The organism is Salinisphaera sp. Q1T1-3 (genome assembly GCF_003602005.1).
In the GTDB taxonomy this organism is placed as follows: domain Bacteria; phylum Pseudomonadota; class Gammaproteobacteria; order Nevskiales; family Salinisphaeraceae; genus Salinisphaera.
The window spans coordinates 37698-53764 of sequence record NZ_QZWD01000010.1 but is presented as its reverse complement, the minus strand read 5'-3'; the positions used below and the strand labels follow the sequence as shown (position 1 = coordinate 53764).

The window sequence follows — 16067 nt, the reverse complement described above, 5'->3', positions numbered from 1 at the left end:
ATAACGGGTCCGGCCGTGGTGCAATGCCGCGGGCGGTGTTTTTGTCTTCAAACAACCGATGGCGTCGACGCTGGACGCCGCAGGATTTTTTCCACACATGTCTGAAAGTTTCGCCGAGCTATTCGAGCAAAGTCTGCAGGGTCGCACCATGCAGCCCGGTTCCCTCATCAATGCCGAGGTGCTGGAAGTCAAGAACGATGTCGTGATCGTCGACGCGGGCCTGAAGTCCGAAGGCGTGATTCCCGTCGATGAATTCCACGACGAGAACGGCGAACTGACAGTCGCCGAAGGCGACAAGGTCGAGGTTGCACTCGAGGCCGTCGAGGACGGTTTCGGCGCCACCCGCCTGTCCAAGGAAAAGGCCCAGCGTATCCGGACGTGGGACTTCCTTACCGAAGCTTACGAGAACAGCGAATCGGTCGTCGGCCACATCTCGGGCAAGGTCAAGGGCGGTTACACCGTCGATGTCGGCAACATCCGTGCGTTCCTGCCGGGATCGCTGGTCGATGTACGCCCCGTGCGCGACACGACCTATCTCGAAGGCAAGCCGCTCGAATTTCGTGTCATCAAGCTGGACCGTCTGCGCAACAACGTGGTCGTCTCGCGTCGCGACGTGCTCAAGGAAGAGTACAGCGAAGAGCGCAAGCAGCTGCTCGACACGCTTCAGGAAGGCATCGTCCTCAAGGGTATCGTCAAGAACCTCGTCGACTACGGCGCGTTCGTGGATCTCGGCGGCATCGACGGCCTGCTTCACATCACGGACATGTCCTGGAAGCGCATCAAGGACCCCTCCGATGTCGTCACCGTGGGTGAAGAGATCGAGGTCAAGGTGCTCAAGTTCGATCGCGAGCGCACCCGTGTCTCGCTCGGCCTGAAGCAGCTCGGCGATGACCCGTGGGTCAACATCGCGCGTCGTTATCCCGAGCACACCCGCCTGTTCGGCAACGTCACCAATATCACCGACTACGGTGCCTTCGTCGAGATCGAGGAAGGCGTGGAAGGTCTGGTGCACGTCTCGGAGATGGACTGGACGAACAAGAACGTGAACCCCAACCAGGTCGTCTCGGTCGGCGACGAGGTCGAGGTCATGGTTCTGGAGATCGACGAAGAGCGTCGTCGCATCTCGCTCGGCATGAAGCAGTGCCAGTCGAACCCGTGGGAAGACTTCGCGGCCAATCACGCCCGTGGCGACACGGTGTCGGGCCAGATCAAGTCGATCACCGATTTCGGTATCTTCGTCGGTCTGCCGGGCAACATCGACGGCCTCGTCCACTTGTCGGATCTGTCGTGGAACGACGCCGGCGAAGAGGTCGTGCGCAGCTACTCGAAGGGTGACGAGGTCGAAGCCGCCGTGCTGGCCATCGACGCCGATCGCGAGCGTATCTCGCTCGGCATCAAGCAGCTGGCACAGGATCCGCTGGGTTCGTTCGTGGCCGATCATCCGAAGGGCAGCATCGTCACCGGCACGATCGCAACGGTCGACGCGCGCGGCGCGACGGTGGATCTGGGCAACGACGTCGCTGGCTACATTCGGGCGTCGGACATCTCGCGCGATCGCGTCGAGGACGCACGCAGCGTGTTGTCCGAGGGCGAGGCAGTCGATGCACGCTTCGTGGGCGTCGATCGTCGCAATCGTTCGATCAGCCTCTCGATCCGGGCCAAGGAAGAGAAGGACGAGCAGCAGGCAATGCGTGACTACGCAGATACCGATGCATCTTCCGGCACAACGAGCCTCGGCGACCTGCTCAAGGAGCAGATGGCTGATCGCGACAGCTGATCATCGGTTGTCGCGGCTGCGAGGTATGCCCTCGCGGTGACGCGCACCAAGGTGCAACAAAGCCGCCCGACTCCTCGAGTCGGGCGGCTTTGTTTTATGACGCCGGTGGACGTCGCCCGACAGCAGGCCCATCGGAGTGGCGTACGCACGCTTTCGTGGCCTCTTTCTTGATGAATGCTTGCGTAAAGTTCGTGTTTTCAATAGCCTCTGTGGTATTCCTCTATCGTTACGGTCATTGCGCTCGCGATCGCCGTGTAAATGTCGTATCAGGGGATGCGGCGTTGGGGGTGCGACAGGGGATACGCGAGTCAGCGCGCAATGCGGCGCGAACTCTATTGGGGCGGCGTTTCAGGGAGAGCGCTGAATGACCAAATCGGAACTGATCGAGCGTCTGGTCAATCGACAGACGCATATGACGCAGCGTGATGTCGAGCTGGCAGTGAAGGTGCTTCTGGATAATGTCATCGGCCAGCTGGCCGACGGCGGCCGGGTTGAAATTCGTGGTTTTGGTAGTTTTTCCGTGCATCATCGGCCGGCGCGCCGTGGACGGAATCCCAAGACCGGTGAGTCGGTCGATATTCCTCAGAAGTACGTGCCACACTTCAAGCCGGGCAAGGAACTGCGCGAACGCGTGAACGCACGCGACGTGTGACGATGGCGACGCCGGGGTCGTCGATGCGTCGATTGAGCAACCGGGACGTATTTACATGCTGAGTCTTTTCCGTCTTCTCATCGCGATAGTCGCGGCTATGATCGGGCTGGCTTTCGGGTATGCCAATTTCCAGAGCACATCGGTCGATCTGTTCTGGACGCAGACGCAGGCGCCGCTGGTATTGCTTCTGGCCGTGGCATTCGTGGTCGGCCTGATCGTGGCGGCGTTGATCTGCGCGACACGTCTGGTCCGCATGCGTGCCCAGCTTTCCAGTACCAGGCGGAAGCTCAAGGACGCCGAGGCAGAGATCTCCACCTTGCGGAGCATGCCGATCCACGATGCCTGACGCCATCGTCTGGGTGGTGATGCTGCTGCCGATCGCGGCGGCATCCGGATGGTGGGCCCGCGCCCGGGCTGAAAGACAGCGCACCGAAGGCACATCGGCGAATACCAACCTGCAGAACGATTATCTGCAGGGCATTCGCCATCTCGTGAATAACGATGCCAACCGAGCGATCGAGACGTTCTCACGCGTACTCGAAGTCGACGATGAAACCGTCGAAACCCATCTTGCTCTGGGCGATCTGTTTCGACGTCAGGGCGATATCGATCGAGCATTGCGTCTGCACCAGAACCTCGTGGCGCGGCCGAATCTCGCCAAGAGCCATCGCGACCAGGCGCGCTTCGAGCTGGCACAGGATTATCTGCGGGCCGGCGTACTCGATCGGGCCGAGGACCTGTTCAATGAACTCGCGGCGCATCCGGAGCATGCGGATCGGAGTCTTGCCGGGTTGCTCACGATTCACGAGCAGACAAGAGAATGGGCACATGCAAGCGATGTGGCCGAACGGCTCGCTCGTCTTCGAGAGGTTTCGCTGCGTCCGGCGATCGCGCAATATTTCTGCGAGCTGGCCTGCGAGCGTCTGGAGCATGCCGATGATGCCGGTGCCCGCGCGGCACTGCGCCGCGCCGAGCAGGCCAGCCGCGACTGCGCGCGCACCAGTCTGATCGAAGGCGCCTGGCTCGCCGCTCGCGACGAGCACCGTCACGCGATCCGCGCCTACCGACGCGTCCTGTCGCAGGATATCGCGTTTGCCGCCGAGATCCTCGAGCCGGTCAGCCACTGCTACGACGCGTTGTCGGACCAGGCTGGCCTGCTCAAATTTCTCGACTGGTTCATCGATCGTGCTTCGATACCCCTTGCCCACGTTGCCAAGGCGAAAACGCTCGACAGTGCTGGTCGCACCGATGAAGCGATCGCGCATCTGTCACGCTACCTTCAGACCGAGGCGAGCTGGCGGGCTTTCTCATGTCTGCTGGAACTATCCGCAGCGGATCCGCGTACGCGATTGAGTGGGCCGCTCGATAGCCTACGGGCCTCTCTGACCCACATCATCGCGCGCGCGCCGACACACCGCTGCGGGCACTGTGGATTCGCCAGTCGTTACCTGCACTGGCAATGTCCGAGCTGTCGACAATGGAATCGGATGACGCCGATCGACGACATCCGGCCGGATGCGCAATGAAGCCCGAGGATCGGTTTCTGGCAAACCAGACCGGATGTCACGCTTTGGCCGACGTGAGACGACCGGCGACAACGCGGCCACGTGCGAAGTGTTAACAGGCCCTAGTATCGATTTTGTTCGACAACGGCCTGACGGCACTGCGCGACCGACCACGCCTGATGGCAGGCGCTGACCATCTGGTCACGCAGCGCGCCGAGACGCGATTTGTTATAAGGACTCAGGTCAGCGGTCTGTAGAGCGGTCCGCAGCTGATTGATCGCGCTCGGGTAATCGTTGATCATCGCGTAATAACGCGCCTGTCGGTAGTAGGCTTCGCCCAGGTCGTGCTGGTCGCCGGCAGCACGGGCCAGTAGCTGCTGCGCTTGCGGATAGTCGGCGAGCAGTTCGGGCTGCGATAGCATGAAGTTGCGCATCTCGCCCGGACGACCCTGGTCGGTCAGATTCTCGGCGTAGGCGAGCTTGGCGGCGTCTCGATCCGGGAAGCGCTTCATCGCGCCCTCGAGCAACGTCGAGGCCTTGTGATAGTTGCCGGCCCGTGTCTCCGTGCTCGCCAGCGCGAGCGTCCAGGCCAGCAGCTCCGGATGGGCCTTGGCGCGGGGCGCCAGGATGTCGATCGCATCCTGAAGCCGACCCTGTTGATCGAGCACGAGCGCATAGCCGTAGTAATCGGCCGGTGACTTGTCGCCGTTGCTCAATCGCTTGCGATAGTAGCGCAGCAGCACCGGGATACTGTTTGCCTGCAGCACGCGTGCGCGTTCGCGCATGTAGGGGTATTCCGCGCTTTCGTGCACCGGCACGTTGGGATACTGCGCGGCCCGTTCCTCGGCGTTGGCCATGCGCGTGCCGGCCATCGGGTGGGTCAGCAGTATTTCGGGCGGGGCCTTGCCGTAAAGATCCGATTGTCGCTGAAGCTTGGCGAAGAAGCGGCTCATCGCGTTCGGGTCGTAGTCCGAAGCCGCCAGGATCCGGATGCCGACCCGATCGGCTTCATACTCGTTGGCGCGGGTATAGCTGATGCTCTGCATGCCGAGATGCGACATGCCGCCCATGATCGCCGCCATCGCCGCATCACCACCGCCGCCTGCCTGCGCGCCGGCAATGGCAGCTACGATAGCTGTGGCCAGGGTGGCGATCGTATCGCCCTTGCTCTCGGCAAGCTGGCGTGCAATGTGGTTCTGAACTTCGTGAGCGGTCTCGTGCGCCATGACGCTGGCGAGTTCGCTCTCGCTATCGGTTTGAACCATCATGCCGGTGAAGATGCCGATATTGCCGCCGGGCAGGGCGAACGAATTGATCTCGTCCTGCTTGATCACATAGTAGTGAATACTGCCCTTCGGCTTGTTCGTATGAGCGACGAGCCGCTTGCCGATGCGGTTGATATAGGCTTCGAGCTGCGGGTCGTTGACGATCGCGCCCTGTTCGCGCAGTTGATAGACGACCTGGGCGCCGAGCTTGTTTTTCTCCGCGGGAGACATGGCCGTATCCGCCGGATCACCGAGATCGGGCAGGTTGTAGTCACTCGATATGGCGCCGGCTGATCCGGCCACGGCCAACATGGACGCGGTGACGAGGCTTCGTAATACGGCGGATCGTGGAAACAAGCGGTCGATGCCCGGCAAGGCCCCTCGCGAAGATCTGTCAGCCAGTGTAGCGCGCTATTCTGACGCATTGAAAACAGGCCGGCAGCGGCCAGCGCCCATCGGTGTGCGCGGCTGATACCATGATCGCATCTTACGTTCCCGAAGAGCGCGGCGGTCCTGCCCATGAATGTCTTTCGCGCGTGGTTCTCGCGCTATCTCGCCGATCCGCAGGTTGTCTCGCTCGTGCTCATTCTGCTCGCCGGGCTCGTACTGGTCCTGTTCGTCGGTCAGCTCATCACGCCAGTGCTGGCGGCATTGGTGGTGGCCTATCTGTTCGATTCCCCCGTGACCGCGCTCGAACGTCTGCATGTGCCGCGCAGCCTGGGAGCGGCGCTCGTATCGATCGTGCTGATCGTGATCGTGGTCTGGATCAGCTTCGCCCTGATTCCGCTGCTGACGCGCCAGGCAGGGCAACTCGTCCAGGAGCTGCCCCGCCTGATCCATCGCACGCAGGACTGGATCGGGGGGCTGCCTGACCGTTATCCGGCGTTGATCACCAACGATCAGATCAATGCCCTGATCGGCAGCATGTCGATCGACATCGGGGCACTGCGACAGGCCCTGCTCAGCCGTTCACTCATGGTTGGGGCGAGTCTGCTGTATCTCGCGGTCTATCTGGTTCTCGTGCCGTTGATGGTCTTTTTCATGCTGCGTGACAAGCATCTGCTGATGCGATGGTGTGGCGGTTTCGTGCCGGAAAACGGCGCGCTGCTGCATCGCGTCTGGAACGAAGTCAACGTGCAGCTGGGCAATTATATTCGTGGCAAGGCGCTGGAAATCATCATCGTCTGGATCGCTGCCTATGCGACGTTCTGGGCGTTGGGTCTGAACTACGCCATGCTCCTGTCCGCCCTGGTGGGCTTCTCGGTTCTCGTGCCGTATGTCGGGGCGTTCGGGATGACGATTCCGGTCGTGCTGGTGGCCTACACGCAGTGGGGCATGGAAACCGAGACGCTGACGGTGCTCGTGGCCTACACCGTGCTGCAGATGCTCGACGGTAACGTTCTGGTGCCGATTCTCTTTTCCGAGGCGGTGGATCTGCACCCGGTGGCGATCATCACAGCGGTGCTCTTCTTCGGCGGTATCTGGGGTTTCTGGGGCATCTTCTTCGCGATTCCGCTGGCCACGCTCGTACATGCAGTCATCAAGGCCTGGCCTCGACGACACCGGCTCGCCGCCGGCGGCGAGCGTGTCGCGACACCGAACGACGAGAACGCCGCCGCCTGATATCGCAAATGCGCGGTGTGCCTGGAGCGGCGGCCCCGGCCGTGGTGTTTCAGGCCAGCAGCTCGATCCAGTGGCGCACCGGGACGCCGGTTGCGGCTTCCAGATGGAGCTGGCAGCCGATGTTGGCGGTCGCGATCACATCCGGTGTGCCGGACTCGAGGTTGTCGAGCTTGTGGCGGCGCAGTTCGCCCGCCATCTCCGGCTGCAGGATGGAGTAGCTCCCGGCCGAGCCACAGCAAAGATGCGCATCACCGACGTGGGTCAGCTTGAAGCCGGCCTGGGCGAGTATCGCAGCGACATGATCGTGTAGCCCCGGCGCATTCTGCAGAGTGCAGGGTGGGTGGTAAGCGACGCGACGACCGGTGCCGATATCGCCGAGGCCTGACAGATCCTGTTTTGCCAGTATGTCGGAGACATCATGAGTGAGCTCGGTGACGCGCGCGGCCTTGTCCGCATAAGCGGGATCGTCGCGCAGCAGGTGTCCGTATTCGGCGACCTGGGCGCCGCAGCCGCTCGCGGTCATTACGAGCGCCTCAGCGCCATCGGCGATGTACGGCCACCACGCATCGATATTGCGACGCGCTTGCTCACGCGCGGTCTCGCGGTGTGACAGGTGCTGGTGGAGCGCCCCGCAGCAGCCGGCGGTTTCTGCTTCGATCAGTGAGATACCAAGTCGGTCGAACACACGTCGTGCCGCGGCATTGGTATTGGGGGCCGCGCTCGGTTGCACGCAGCCCTGAAGCATCAACATGCGCCGCGGATGTGCCGTTGTCGAATGGCTGTCTTGTCCAGTCGATGTCCGTCGCGGCGGTATCTTGTCGCGCAGTGGGGCGAGTCTTCCCACCAGGAGTGGCGACATGGCCCGGCCGAGCGCCACGAGAAAAGCGAAGCGTCGACGATGCGCGACGATGTGTCGTAGCCCCCAGCGAATCGCGCGTTCCCGCGGGGGGCGCTCGACCTGCGAATCGACCAGGCCGCGACCGATATCGGCCAGACGAGCGTATTCGACGCCGGACGGACAGGTGGTCTCGCAGGCCCGACACGTCAGGCAACGGTCGAGATGAAACTGGGTTCGCGCCGTCGGCTCGGCCCCTTCCAGCGTCTGCTTGATGAGATAGATCCGCCCACGCGGGCTGTCGCGTTCGTCGCCGGTGAGCTGATAGGTCGGGCAGGTCGCGGTACAGAATCCGCAGTGCGTGCAGGCTCTGAGAATGCGTTCGGCTTCCTGGCCATCGGTGGTTTCGCGCAGGCTTTCGATAATGGCGGTCTGCATGATTCAGACTCCGATACGGCCGGGATTCAGAATGCCGGCAGGGTCCATCGCGGCCTTGAGCCGTCGATGCACGGCCACGTGTGCCGCCGACAACGGATGCTGACGAGGTTTGTCGTGACCGCGATAGAGCGTGGCATGGCCGCCGTGGGTCGCCGCGGCCTCGCGTACCGTCTCGGCGGGCGCATCGGAAACAAGCCAGCGTTGGGCGCCGCCCCAGTCCAGCGACCAGGTTCCGGACAGCTTTGCCATCGGGCTCGCCGGCGCACATGAGATACGCCACAGCGGCATGTCCCCTCGCTTGAAAAAATCCCGTTCGTGCTCGCGCAGCCCGGACCAGAACGATTGATCTTCGTCCAGGGGCTCGCCGCCCAGCGCATCTCGTGCGGCATCCACCGACGCCTGGGCGCCCGATAGACGAAGATGCGTGCGCCCGGCCTCCCAGTAGGCGCCGCTGATGGGCCAGGGTCGGGCCGCCCAGGCCGAAAAGGCAGCGAGTGCTTCCGGCGCCTCATGTTCGAAGACCTGCGTGAGCTGTGCACGTGGACTCGGCAGCACTTTCAGACTGATCTCCAGCAGTACCCCGAGCGTGCCATGGGCACCGGCCATCAAGCGCGACAGATCGTAGCCGGCAACATTTTTCATGACTTCGCCGCCGAAACGCAGAACCTGCCCGCGGCCGTTGACGATGCGACAGCCCAGTACGAAATCCCGTGCCGCGCCGGCGTAAGGACGTGCCGGGCCGGAGACCCCGGTCGCGATCGTGCCGCCGAGTGTGGCCGTCGGCCCGTAATGGGGCGGCTCGAATGCCAGACGCTGATGGTTTTCGGCGAGAACGGCCTCGATATCGCGTAGCGGCGTGCCCGCCCGGGCGGTGATGATGAGTTCGCCCGGGTCGTACGAGACAACACCGCTGTGAGCGTGTACGGCCAGCGTCTCGGTTGCCGCCTCGGCCACGGGTTCGCCGAGAAAAGACTTGCTCTGACCCGCGACGATGCGTAGCGGCGCAGCCCGCTGATAGGCGTCTTCGACCTGGGCAGCGATGGCCTCGGTTCGGTCTTCGCTCGGCTGGCGCGTCGTGCTCATAGTCTTTCCAGCTCGGGAAACGGCAGGGCGCCGTTGTGAACGTGCATGGCGCCGAACTCGGCACAGCGATGCAGCGTGGGGACGGCCTTGCCGGGGTTGAGCAGTGTCTTCTCGTCGAACGCGGCTTTCACGGCGTGGAACTGCTGTAACTCGGCCGTCGGGAACTGCACGCACATCTGATCGATCTTCTCGACCCCGACGCCATGTTCGCCGGTGATGGTGCCCCCGTGCTTGAGGCAGAGCTCGCATATCGCGCCACCGAAGGCCTCCGTGCGCTCGAGCTCGCCCGGCTGGTTCGCATCGTAGAGGATCAGCGGATGCAGATTGCCGTCTCCGGCGTGGAAGACATTGGCCACGCGTTGCCCGTAATGCTCTGACAGCTCTGCGATACCGATCAGGACATCGGACAGCGCGGCTCGTGGGATCGTGCCGTCCATGCAGTAATAATCCGGCGAGATACGTCCCATGGCCGGGAAGGCCGCCTTGCGGCCCGCCCAGAAGAGCGCGCGTTCGGCATCGTCGCGCGAGACACGGATTTCGGTCGCGCCACTGGCCTCGGCCACGGCCTGGACACGCGCCATGTCTTCGTCGACCTCGGCCGTCGTTCCATCCACCTCGCAGAGCAGAATCGCCGTTGCATCGGTTGGATAGCCGGCATGCACGAAGGCCTCGGTGGCCACGATGGCGGGCGAGTCGAGCATTTCGAGACCGGCCGGGATGATGCCGGCCTTGATGATGTCGGCCACGGCGTTGCCGGCCGCGCGCAGGTCATCGAAAGCGATCAGCGCCACCCGGGCCAGCTCCGGTTTCGGCAGCAACTTGACGACGATCTCGACGATTACGCCAAGCAGACCTTCGGATCCGGTCATCAATGCCAGAAGATCGTAGCCGGGCGTATCCAGTGCGTCACTGCCGATCGTCAGGCGCTCGCCCTCGACGGTCACGATTTCCAGCCGGACGATATTGTGTGTGGTGAGGCCGTATTTCAGGCAATGGACACCGCCCGAGTTCTCGGCGACGTTGCCACCGATCGAGCAGGCGATCTGGGACGAGGGATCGGGCGCGTAATAGAGCCCGAGATGATCCACCGCTTCGGAGATTGCGAGGTTGCGTACCCCCGGTTGCACGGTGGCCCGGAGATTGTCGGTGTCGATATCGACGATCCGGTTGAACTTCGCCAGCGACAGCAGGACCCCTTTTTCGAGCGGCAGCGCGCCGCCGGACAAGCCTGTCCCGGCGCCGCGTGCCACGACCGGTGTGTCGTGTGCGTGACAGATGCGCATCACCGTCTGCACCTGAGCGACCGTCGCCGGCAGCACGGCAATCATGGGCAGGGCGCGATAGGCCGATAGACCGTCGCACTCGAACGGCCGCAGACTCTCCTCGTCGGTCAGGACGATGTCGTGGGGCAGGGCGGCGGTCAGGGCCGCGACGAGCGTGGCCTTGCTCGCGGCACCGTCGGCATCCAGTGCCGCGGCGCGCTCGCCCGATATCACATCGGACATGTGTTCTCCTCCGAACGGCATCGGCCGGACCCATGGCTTTGTTATCGGTCAGCTTTCGGGAAGCTGCCGGGCCGGTCCGATGCGCCAGGTTTTGATCTTACGCTAGTTAACGCTTCCCGCGTGCGGCGCCATGCACCTTGCCTGGCCGGTTTTTGGGCGGCAACGCAGCGACGTACGAAGTATTATTGATCCGGCACCAAAACAGCTGACGACGTCAGCTGTTTTCAACGCCATCGAAAGAAACGCCGGCCCTTGTCCGTCTTTTTAGGAACCTCTGATCTATTCATCCACGGTCGCGTTTGAGTCCCAAAAGGCCACGATACAAGGCGCATGGCGCCGCGTCATAGCCACTCTATGATCCAGCCATGCAACACCGTAGCGCGGCCTTTTGGGCCAAACCGCTTCGCGGCCGGGCTTTTGCGCGCGCCTGAGCGGCGTTGCCGCTCGCTCATTTGCATTCAGCAAACGGCGCTCGCGGCGTCTTGTCAGACGCGCGCAAAAGACACCGGCGCGACCGTGGATGAATAGATCAGAGGTTCCTTTATTTTCAATGGCGTCACGGCCGTCGGCCGTGGCGCGCGTGCTTTCGCACACGCGCGTTATCAACTCGAAGAATCATCTGTTTCTATGCCGGGTTGATAGCAGACCCTAGCTCACAGATGTTCCGATGCATAGTGGGCCAGACGCGAACGTTCACCCTGTGCCAGCGTGACGTGGCCGGCGTGTCGCCAGTTCCGGAAGCTGTCCACGACACGTGTCAGCCCGGAACTGTTTTCCGTCAGATAGGGCGTATCGATCTGTGCGAGATTGCCGAGGCAGACGATCTTGGTGCCGGGGCCGGCTCGGGTGATCAGAGTCTTCATCTGTTTCGGCGTCAGGTTCTGGGCCTCGTCCAGAATCACAAAGCGCTCCAGAAACGTCCGGCCGCGCATGAAATTCACCGAGCGGATCTTGATGCGGTTGGCCAGCAGCTCGTTGGTGGCTGCCTTTTCCCAGTCCGAAGCGCCAGAGCTCCCGGTGAGGACTTCCAGGTTATCCATCAGTGCGCCCATCCAGGGCGTCATCTTCTCTTCCTCGGTTCCCGGCAGAAAGCCGATGTCGTCGCCGACCGGTACGGTCACCCGCGTCATGATGATTTCTCGATAACGCGATTCATCCAGGGTTTGCGCCAGCGCCGCCGCCAGTGTCAGCAGCGTTTTCCCGGTGCCGGCCGCGCCAAGCAGCGTGACGATATCGATTTCCGGGTCCATGAGTAGATTGAGCGCGAAGTTCTGCTCGCGATTGCGGGCATGGACACCCCAGACATTGCGTTTGCCGTCGCGATAATCCTCGGCCAGCTCGAGCAGCGCGTCATCGTTCTCGATATCGCGCGTGACCAGTTCGACCTCGTTCTCGCGATCGAAATGCAGCAGTTCGTTGACGTGCCAGTCGGCGACGTCCGGGCCGCGTACCTGGTAATAGGTCTCGCCGCCCTCCTGCCAGGACTGCATGTCGTCGGCATGCGCGCTCCAGAAATCCTCGGGCAATGTGGCATGCCCGGTGTAGAGCAGATCGAGGTCCTCGACGACCTTGTCGTTGAAATAATCCTGTGCCTCGATGCCGATCACCGAGGCCTTGATCCGCAGATTGATGTCCTTGGATACAAGCACGACCTCGGATTGCGAGAACACGTTGCGCAGAGCCAGAGCGCTCAAGAGGATCGAGTTGTCGGCCTTGCTGCCCGGCAGCATCATGGGCAGCTCGCCTTCCGGCGGCCGGGTTTCGAAGAACAGCCGGCCGACCGGGTGCGGCGCGTTGCGGCCGTTGTTGCGGGCACCGATATCGGCCCGCTGTTCGAGTGGAATGCCGGCTTCGATGTCTTCATGGCTGTGGCCGGCCATGATCTCGTCGAGAAAGCGGCTGACCTGGCGAACGTTCCGGGCGACTTCGGACAGGCCTTTCTTGCCGCCGTCGAGCTCTTCCAGCACCACCATCGGTAGAAACACGTCGTGTTCGGCGAAACGGAACACCGACGTCGGATCATGCATCAGAACATTAGTATCGAGAACGAATACCCGCTGGCTCATTGATCGGCTCGGCTCGGCTTCGATGGATGGGTTCATGCCAGCGCGGTGACGGTCGCCAGCACCTCGTCTGCGTGCTCGGCGACTTTCACGCCGCGCCATACGCCGCGAATCACGCCGTCGCCATCGATGACGAACGTGCTGCGTTCGATGCCGATGTGTGTTCGCCCGTACATGTTCTTTTCCTTGAGCACGCCATAGGCCTTGCAAAGGCGTTCGTCCGCGTCGCTGATCAGATCGAACGGAAAGGCGTGCTTGCTGCGGAAGTTGTCATGCTTGCGCAGGGAGTCTCTCGAGACGCCGACGATGTCGGCGCCGGCGCGCTGAAACGCCGGATATAGATCGCGGAATGCTTCGCCTTCCTGCGTGCACCCCGGGGTGTTGTCGCGCGGGTAGAAATAGAGGACGAGTATGCGGCCGGCGAAATCCGACAGTTGCAGCGTCTTGTCGCCGGTGGCCGGGGCACGGAATTCGGGCGCGTGTTCGTTGATCTCGGCAGTCATCTTCGCATCATCCTATACAAGCACGGGCTGGCCGGGGAAGGTCGGTACGGTCTGCGTGGGCGAGGCCTGCGTTGGCCGGGCAGCGCTCAGGTCTTGATCGGATCCAGCAGGCCGTCGGCGTTGAGGTCGTCGCAGATATCCATGAACGCATCGCGCAGGGTCTGGGGATGCTGATTGAGGGGTACCTGCAACGACATGTGCATCGTACACATCGCCGCCCCTGTCATGCCCGAATCGTAGGCTTGCACGCTGGCTTCGTGGACGCGCACGTCCTGCTCGGAAAAGAAAGACATCAGCTCGCCCAGCAGGCGCGGATGCTGCGGCGCGACGATCTCCGCCGCATACGGACGGAAATCCGGCGCCGGCTCGGCGTGGTGCGTATGCTCGAACTGGATGGCGAGTCCGAGATGCTCGGCCAGGCCGGGCAACGCGCTTTCCATCTTGCCCATCGCGCTCCAGTTCCCGGCGAGCATCATGACCGCCGAAAAGCGATCGCCGAGCGGCGTGATACGACACTCTTCAATCTCGCAACCGCGACGTGCGATCGCGCTGACCAGATCATGTGCGAGTCGATCCCGGCTTTCGCCGAGCACGACGATCGACAGGTATTTCTTGATTTCGGGCATGGCCTGCCTGCACGGGCTGAAAAGCCGGCTATGTTAGCACCAACAAGCTCGGTACAATCCGGCCCGTTCAACCGGCCCGGAGACGTCATGACGGTATCAAGAGAACAGCTCGGCGGGAGCATGGTGGCGCTTGTCACACCGATGCACGCCGACGGGAGTGTGGATTGGCAGTCGCTCGAGCGGCTGGTGAACTGGCACGTGGAGCAAGGCACGCACGGCATCGTGGCCGTCGGGACAACGGGCGAGTCGGCCACGCTCGGTTTTCGCGAACACGACGAAGTCATCGAGCGTACCGTCGAGATCGTGGACAGGCGTGTGCCGGTGATTGCCGGAACCGGTGGCAATGCGACCGACGAAGCGATTCGTCTGACGCGGCACGCCCAGCGAGTCGGTGCCGATGCATCGTTGCTTGTCTGTCCCTACTACAACAAGCCGAGTCAGGAAGGGCTCTATCGGCACTTTCACGCCATTGCCATGGCCGTGGATATTCCACAGATCCTCTACAACGTGCCGAGCCGTACGGGCGTCGACATGCTGCCCGAGACCGTCGCGCGACTGGCCGAGATCGACAATATCGTGGCACTCAAGGAAGCCAAGGGCTCGATCGAACGGATCCACGATCTGATCGAGCATGTCGGTGATGGCATGGATATCTATTCGGGCGACGATGGCACCGCGATGGAATCGATGCTGGTCGGCGGCAAGGGCAATATCTCGGTCGTTGCCAACGTGGTGCCGAATCTGATGAGCCGTATGTGCGACGCCGCGGTTCGGGGCGAACGCGAAACCGCCGAACGCCTGGATGCCGAGATGCACGGTCTGCACTCGGCGCTGTTTCTGGAGGCTAATCCGATTCCGGTCAAATGGGCGCTTCAGGAAATGGGCTGGATCGAGCCCGGGATCCGGCTGCCGCTGACGCCGCTGGCGGATCATTTTCATTCGCACGTCCGAGAGGCCCTGCAGGGGTGTGGGCTGTTCGACAACGACGCTCGATGACGCATCCTTGCGCGGCATTGCAGAGTCGAAAGAAGGTGCGTGTCGCTACTTGTATTTTCTCCGGCCATTGTGTAATTTGACGTTTAGTGCGTCGACACACTAAGCCCCATGGGAGGCAACTTATGAAAAAAACGCTTACCGCAGTAGCAGTTTCGCTTTTCGCGCTTGCTCCGGCCGCCTCGTTTGCACAGTCCACGGACAGCAGTGCACAGGGTGATGCCGCGACTTACCCGGCTTCGGGTGGTGCCGCAGGCGCTGACTCGACCAAGGTCATCGGTTACACCGCTCTGGCTGGCGTCGGTGCCGCAGCCGCTATCGGCGCTGCGTTTGCCGTGGCCGACAGTGGCAGCGACGACAAGAACGTCGATCTAGGCGGCGGCACGGGTACCACCGGCACGACCGGCACTAACTGATAGCTGCTTCAGAGGTCTCATGACCCGATCGCGATTTGCTCGCGAGAAGAGAAGCCGCCGCAAGGCGGCTTTTCTTTGCGCGGCCGTTTTTTGTGTGGCAAACGCATTGAGCGGCTGCGCTCGCTTTGATGCCAATGATCACCCATTGTTATCGACACTGGGGGCATTCATTCCCAGTACGGGGCGTGATGTCTCACAACAGGCCGAGACGCTCAAATACGCCACGATCAAGCTTTCGCTCGATGGTCGGGGCGGTCTGCTGGTGCTTTCAGAGCAGCAGCCGGGCGTGACGTACTGGCAGTCCAGCCAGTCGGAAACCGTCGTTCTTACGCGTGGTTATCCGAGCGCCACGGCGGGCCTCGGGCACAATCTACAAATGACACGCTTCGATGGCTTGTCACCGTCGCCGTCCTCGGCGACCCCGTTCGTTGGCGCGCTGTCCAGGCCGCGCCACTACCAGGTGACCCGCCAGTGGACATCGAATGACGACAATCGAACGATAACGCGGACAGCGGATGCCGTGATGCGCTGCGACGCCGAGACCACGAAAGTAGCGCTGCCGCTCGCGACGCTACCGCTTCGAGCCTGTCACGAAAAACTGCGCTGGCAAGGTGGGGGGACGACGAAGTCGACGTACTGGATCGATCCGAAGGATAACCGGATCTGGAAGGGCAGGACGCAACTCTGGCCTGGGGGCTTCGACATGACATGGGAGGTCGCAAGGCCTTGGTGGTGAGCGATTCTCGAACACGCAGGCGTGTTTTCGGCTCGGGATGCAATTGA

General features: G+C 62.4%; 15 protein-coding genes. 8 read left to right on the top strand and 7 right to left on the bottom strand.

Annotation, left to right across the window (positions count from 1 at the left end; all coding sequences use genetic code 11):
- The first annotated feature begins 97 nt into the window (after nt 1-97).
- The 4 genes from rpsA (at nt 98) to lapB (ending at nt 3955) form a co-directional block, all read left to right on the top strand.
- The gene (gene rpsA, locus D3260_RS10650) at nt 98-1777 is read left to right on the top strand and encodes a 30S ribosomal protein S1 (protein WP_120098664.1); all 1680 of its coding nucleotides are present in this window, start codon (nt 98-100) and stop codon (nt 1775-1777) included.
- Nucleotides 1778-2141: 364 nt separating this feature from the next.
- On the top strand, nt 2142-2429 hold the full coding sequence (locus D3260_RS10645; protein WP_120098584.1) for an integration host factor subunit beta: 288 nt from the start codon (nt 2142-2144) through the stop codon (nt 2427-2429).
- Nucleotides 2430-2484: 55 nt separating this feature from the next.
- The gene (locus D3260_RS10640) at nt 2485-2775 is read left to right on the top strand and encodes a lipopolysaccharide assembly LapA domain-containing protein (RefSeq protein WP_120098583.1); all 291 of its coding nucleotides are present in this window, start codon (nt 2485-2487) and stop codon (nt 2773-2775) included.
- Complete coding sequence (gene lapB, locus D3260_RS10635) at nt 2768-3955, top strand: lipopolysaccharide assembly protein LapB (RefSeq protein ID WP_120098582.1); 1188 nt, start codon at nt 2768-2770, stop codon at nt 3953-3955. Before D3260_RS10640 ends, lapB begins: the two co-directional genes overlap by 8 nt.
- A gap of 101 nt (nt 3956-4056) precedes the next feature.
- Here lapB and D3260_RS10630 read toward each other — a convergent pair whose 3' ends face one another.
- Nucleotides 4057-5502 carry a M48 family metalloprotease gene (locus D3260_RS10630; RefSeq protein WP_158583496.1) on the bottom strand — a complete coding sequence of 482 codons (1446 nt, stop codon included), beginning with the start codon at nt 5500-5502 and terminating at the stop codon, nt 4057-4059.
- Nucleotides 5503-5718: 216 nt separating this feature from the next.
- Here D3260_RS10630 and D3260_RS10625 point away from each other — a divergent pair, with 216 nt between their 5' ends.
- A complete protein-coding gene (locus D3260_RS10625) occupies nt 5719-6822 on the top strand; it encodes an AI-2E family transporter (RefSeq protein WP_120098580.1) in 1104 nt (367 codons plus the stop codon).
- Nucleotides 6823-6871: 49 nt separating this feature from the next.
- On the opposite strand, the gene glcF is transcribed toward D3260_RS10625, so the two are convergent.
- The 6 genes from glcF to D3260_RS10595 all read right to left on the bottom strand — a co-directional run bounded on the left by glcF (nt 6872) and on the right by D3260_RS10595 (nt 13875).
- Nucleotides 6872-8095, bottom strand: coding sequence for a glycolate oxidase subunit GlcF (gene glcF, locus D3260_RS10620; RefSeq protein WP_120098579.1), 1224 nt, complete (start codon nt 8093-8095; stop codon nt 6872-6874).
- A gap of 3 nt (nt 8096-8098) precedes the next feature.
- Complete coding sequence (gene glcE, locus D3260_RS10615) at nt 8099-9178, bottom strand: glycolate oxidase subunit GlcE (protein ID WP_120098578.1); 1080 nt, start codon at nt 9176-9178, stop codon at nt 8099-8101.
- Nucleotides 9175-10683: an FAD-linked oxidase C-terminal domain-containing protein gene (locus D3260_RS10610; RefSeq protein ID WP_120098577.1), complete on the bottom strand. Its 1509-nt coding sequence runs from the start codon at nt 10681-10683 to the stop codon at nt 9175-9177. The genes glcE and D3260_RS10610 overlap by 4 nt, the downstream gene beginning before the upstream one ends.
- A 653-nt stretch (nt 10684-11336) precedes the next feature.
- Nucleotides 11337-12749 (bottom strand): PhoH family protein, encoded by a 1413-nt coding sequence (locus D3260_RS10605; protein WP_199671462.1) that lies wholly within the window; start codon nt 12747-12749, stop codon nt 11337-11339.
- 32 nt (nt 12750-12781) lie between these two features.
- Nucleotides 12782-13249: a peroxiredoxin gene (locus tag D3260_RS10600; protein ID WP_120098575.1), complete on the bottom strand. Its 468-nt coding sequence runs from the start codon at nt 13247-13249 to the stop codon at nt 12782-12784.
- 86 nt (nt 13250-13335) lie between these two features.
- On the bottom strand, nt 13336-13875 hold the full coding sequence (locus D3260_RS10595) for a glycine cleavage system protein R (RefSeq protein WP_120098574.1): 540 nt from the start codon (nt 13873-13875) through the stop codon (nt 13336-13338).
- Nucleotides 13876-13962: 87 nt separating this feature from the next.
- Here D3260_RS10595 and dapA point away from each other — a divergent pair, with 87 nt between their 5' ends.
- The 3 genes from dapA (at nt 13963) to D3260_RS10580 (ending at nt 16020) form a co-directional block, all read left to right on the top strand.
- The gene (dapA, locus tag D3260_RS10590) at nt 13963-14871 is read left to right on the top strand and encodes a 4-hydroxy-tetrahydrodipicolinate synthase (RefSeq protein WP_120098573.1); all 909 of its coding nucleotides are present in this window, start codon (nt 13963-13965) and stop codon (nt 14869-14871) included.
- Nucleotides 14872-14993: 122 nt separating this feature from the next.
- Nucleotides 14994-15284 carry a hypothetical protein gene (locus tag D3260_RS10585; protein WP_120098572.1) on the top strand — a complete coding sequence of 97 codons (291 nt, stop codon included), beginning with the start codon at nt 14994-14996 and terminating at the stop codon, nt 15282-15284.
- A gap of 19 nt (nt 15285-15303) precedes the next feature.
- Nucleotides 15304-16020 carry a YjbF family lipoprotein gene (locus D3260_RS10580; protein WP_120098571.1) on the top strand — a complete coding sequence of 239 codons (717 nt, stop codon included), beginning with the start codon at nt 15304-15306 and terminating at the stop codon, nt 16018-16020.
- Nucleotides 16021-16067: the final 47 nt, after the last annotated feature.

Excerpts from the sequence above, each read along its gene's own strand:
- rpsA (WP_120098664.1), top strand. The coding sequence starts at position 98 with ATGTCTGAAAGTTTCGCCGAGCTATTCGAGCAAAGTCTGCAGGGTCGC.
- D3260_RS10595 (WP_120098574.1), bottom strand. The coding sequence starts at position 13,875 with ATGCCCGAAATCAAGAAATACCTGTCGATCGTCGTGCTCGGCGAAAGC.
- D3260_RS10600 (WP_120098575.1), bottom strand. The coding sequence starts at position 13,249 with ATGACTGCCGAGATCAACGAACACGCGCCCGAATTCCGTGCCCCGGCC.
- D3260_RS10585 (WP_120098572.1), top strand. The coding sequence starts at position 14,994 with ATGAAAAAAACGCTTACCGCAGTAGCAGTTTCGCTTTTCGCGCTTGCT.
- glcF (WP_120098579.1), bottom strand. The coding sequence starts at position 8,095 with ATGCAGACCGCCATTATCGAAAGCCTGCGCGAAACCACCGATGGCCAG.
- D3260_RS10610 (WP_120098577.1), bottom strand. The coding sequence starts at position 10,683 with ATGTCCGATGTGATATCGGGCGAGCGCGCCGCGGCACTGGATGCCGAC.
- D3260_RS10580 (WP_120098571.1), top strand. The coding sequence starts at position 15,304 with ATGACCCGATCGCGATTTGCTCGCGAGAAGAGAAGCCGCCGCAAGGCG.
- dapA (WP_120098573.1), top strand. The coding sequence starts at position 13,963 with ATGACGGTATCAAGAGAACAGCTCGGCGGGAGCATGGTGGCGCTTGTC.
- lapB (WP_120098582.1), top strand. The coding sequence starts at position 2,768 with ATGCCTGACGCCATCGTCTGGGTGGTGATGCTGCTGCCGATCGCGGCG.
- D3260_RS10625 (WP_120098580.1), top strand. The coding sequence starts at position 5,719 with ATGAATGTCTTTCGCGCGTGGTTCTCGCGCTATCTCGCCGATCCGCAG.
- D3260_RS10605 (WP_199671462.1), bottom strand. The coding sequence starts at position 12,749 with ATGAGCCAGCGGGTATTCGTTCTCGATACTAATGTTCTGATGCATGAT.
- D3260_RS10640 (WP_120098583.1), top strand. The coding sequence starts at position 2,485 with ATGCTGAGTCTTTTCCGTCTTCTCATCGCGATAGTCGCGGCTATGATC.
- D3260_RS10645 (WP_120098584.1), top strand. The coding sequence starts at position 2,142 with ATGACCAAATCGGAACTGATCGAGCGTCTGGTCAATCGACAGACGCAT.
- glcE (WP_120098578.1), bottom strand. The coding sequence starts at position 9,178 with ATGAGCACGACGCGCCAGCCGAGCGAAGACCGAACCGAGGCCATCGCT.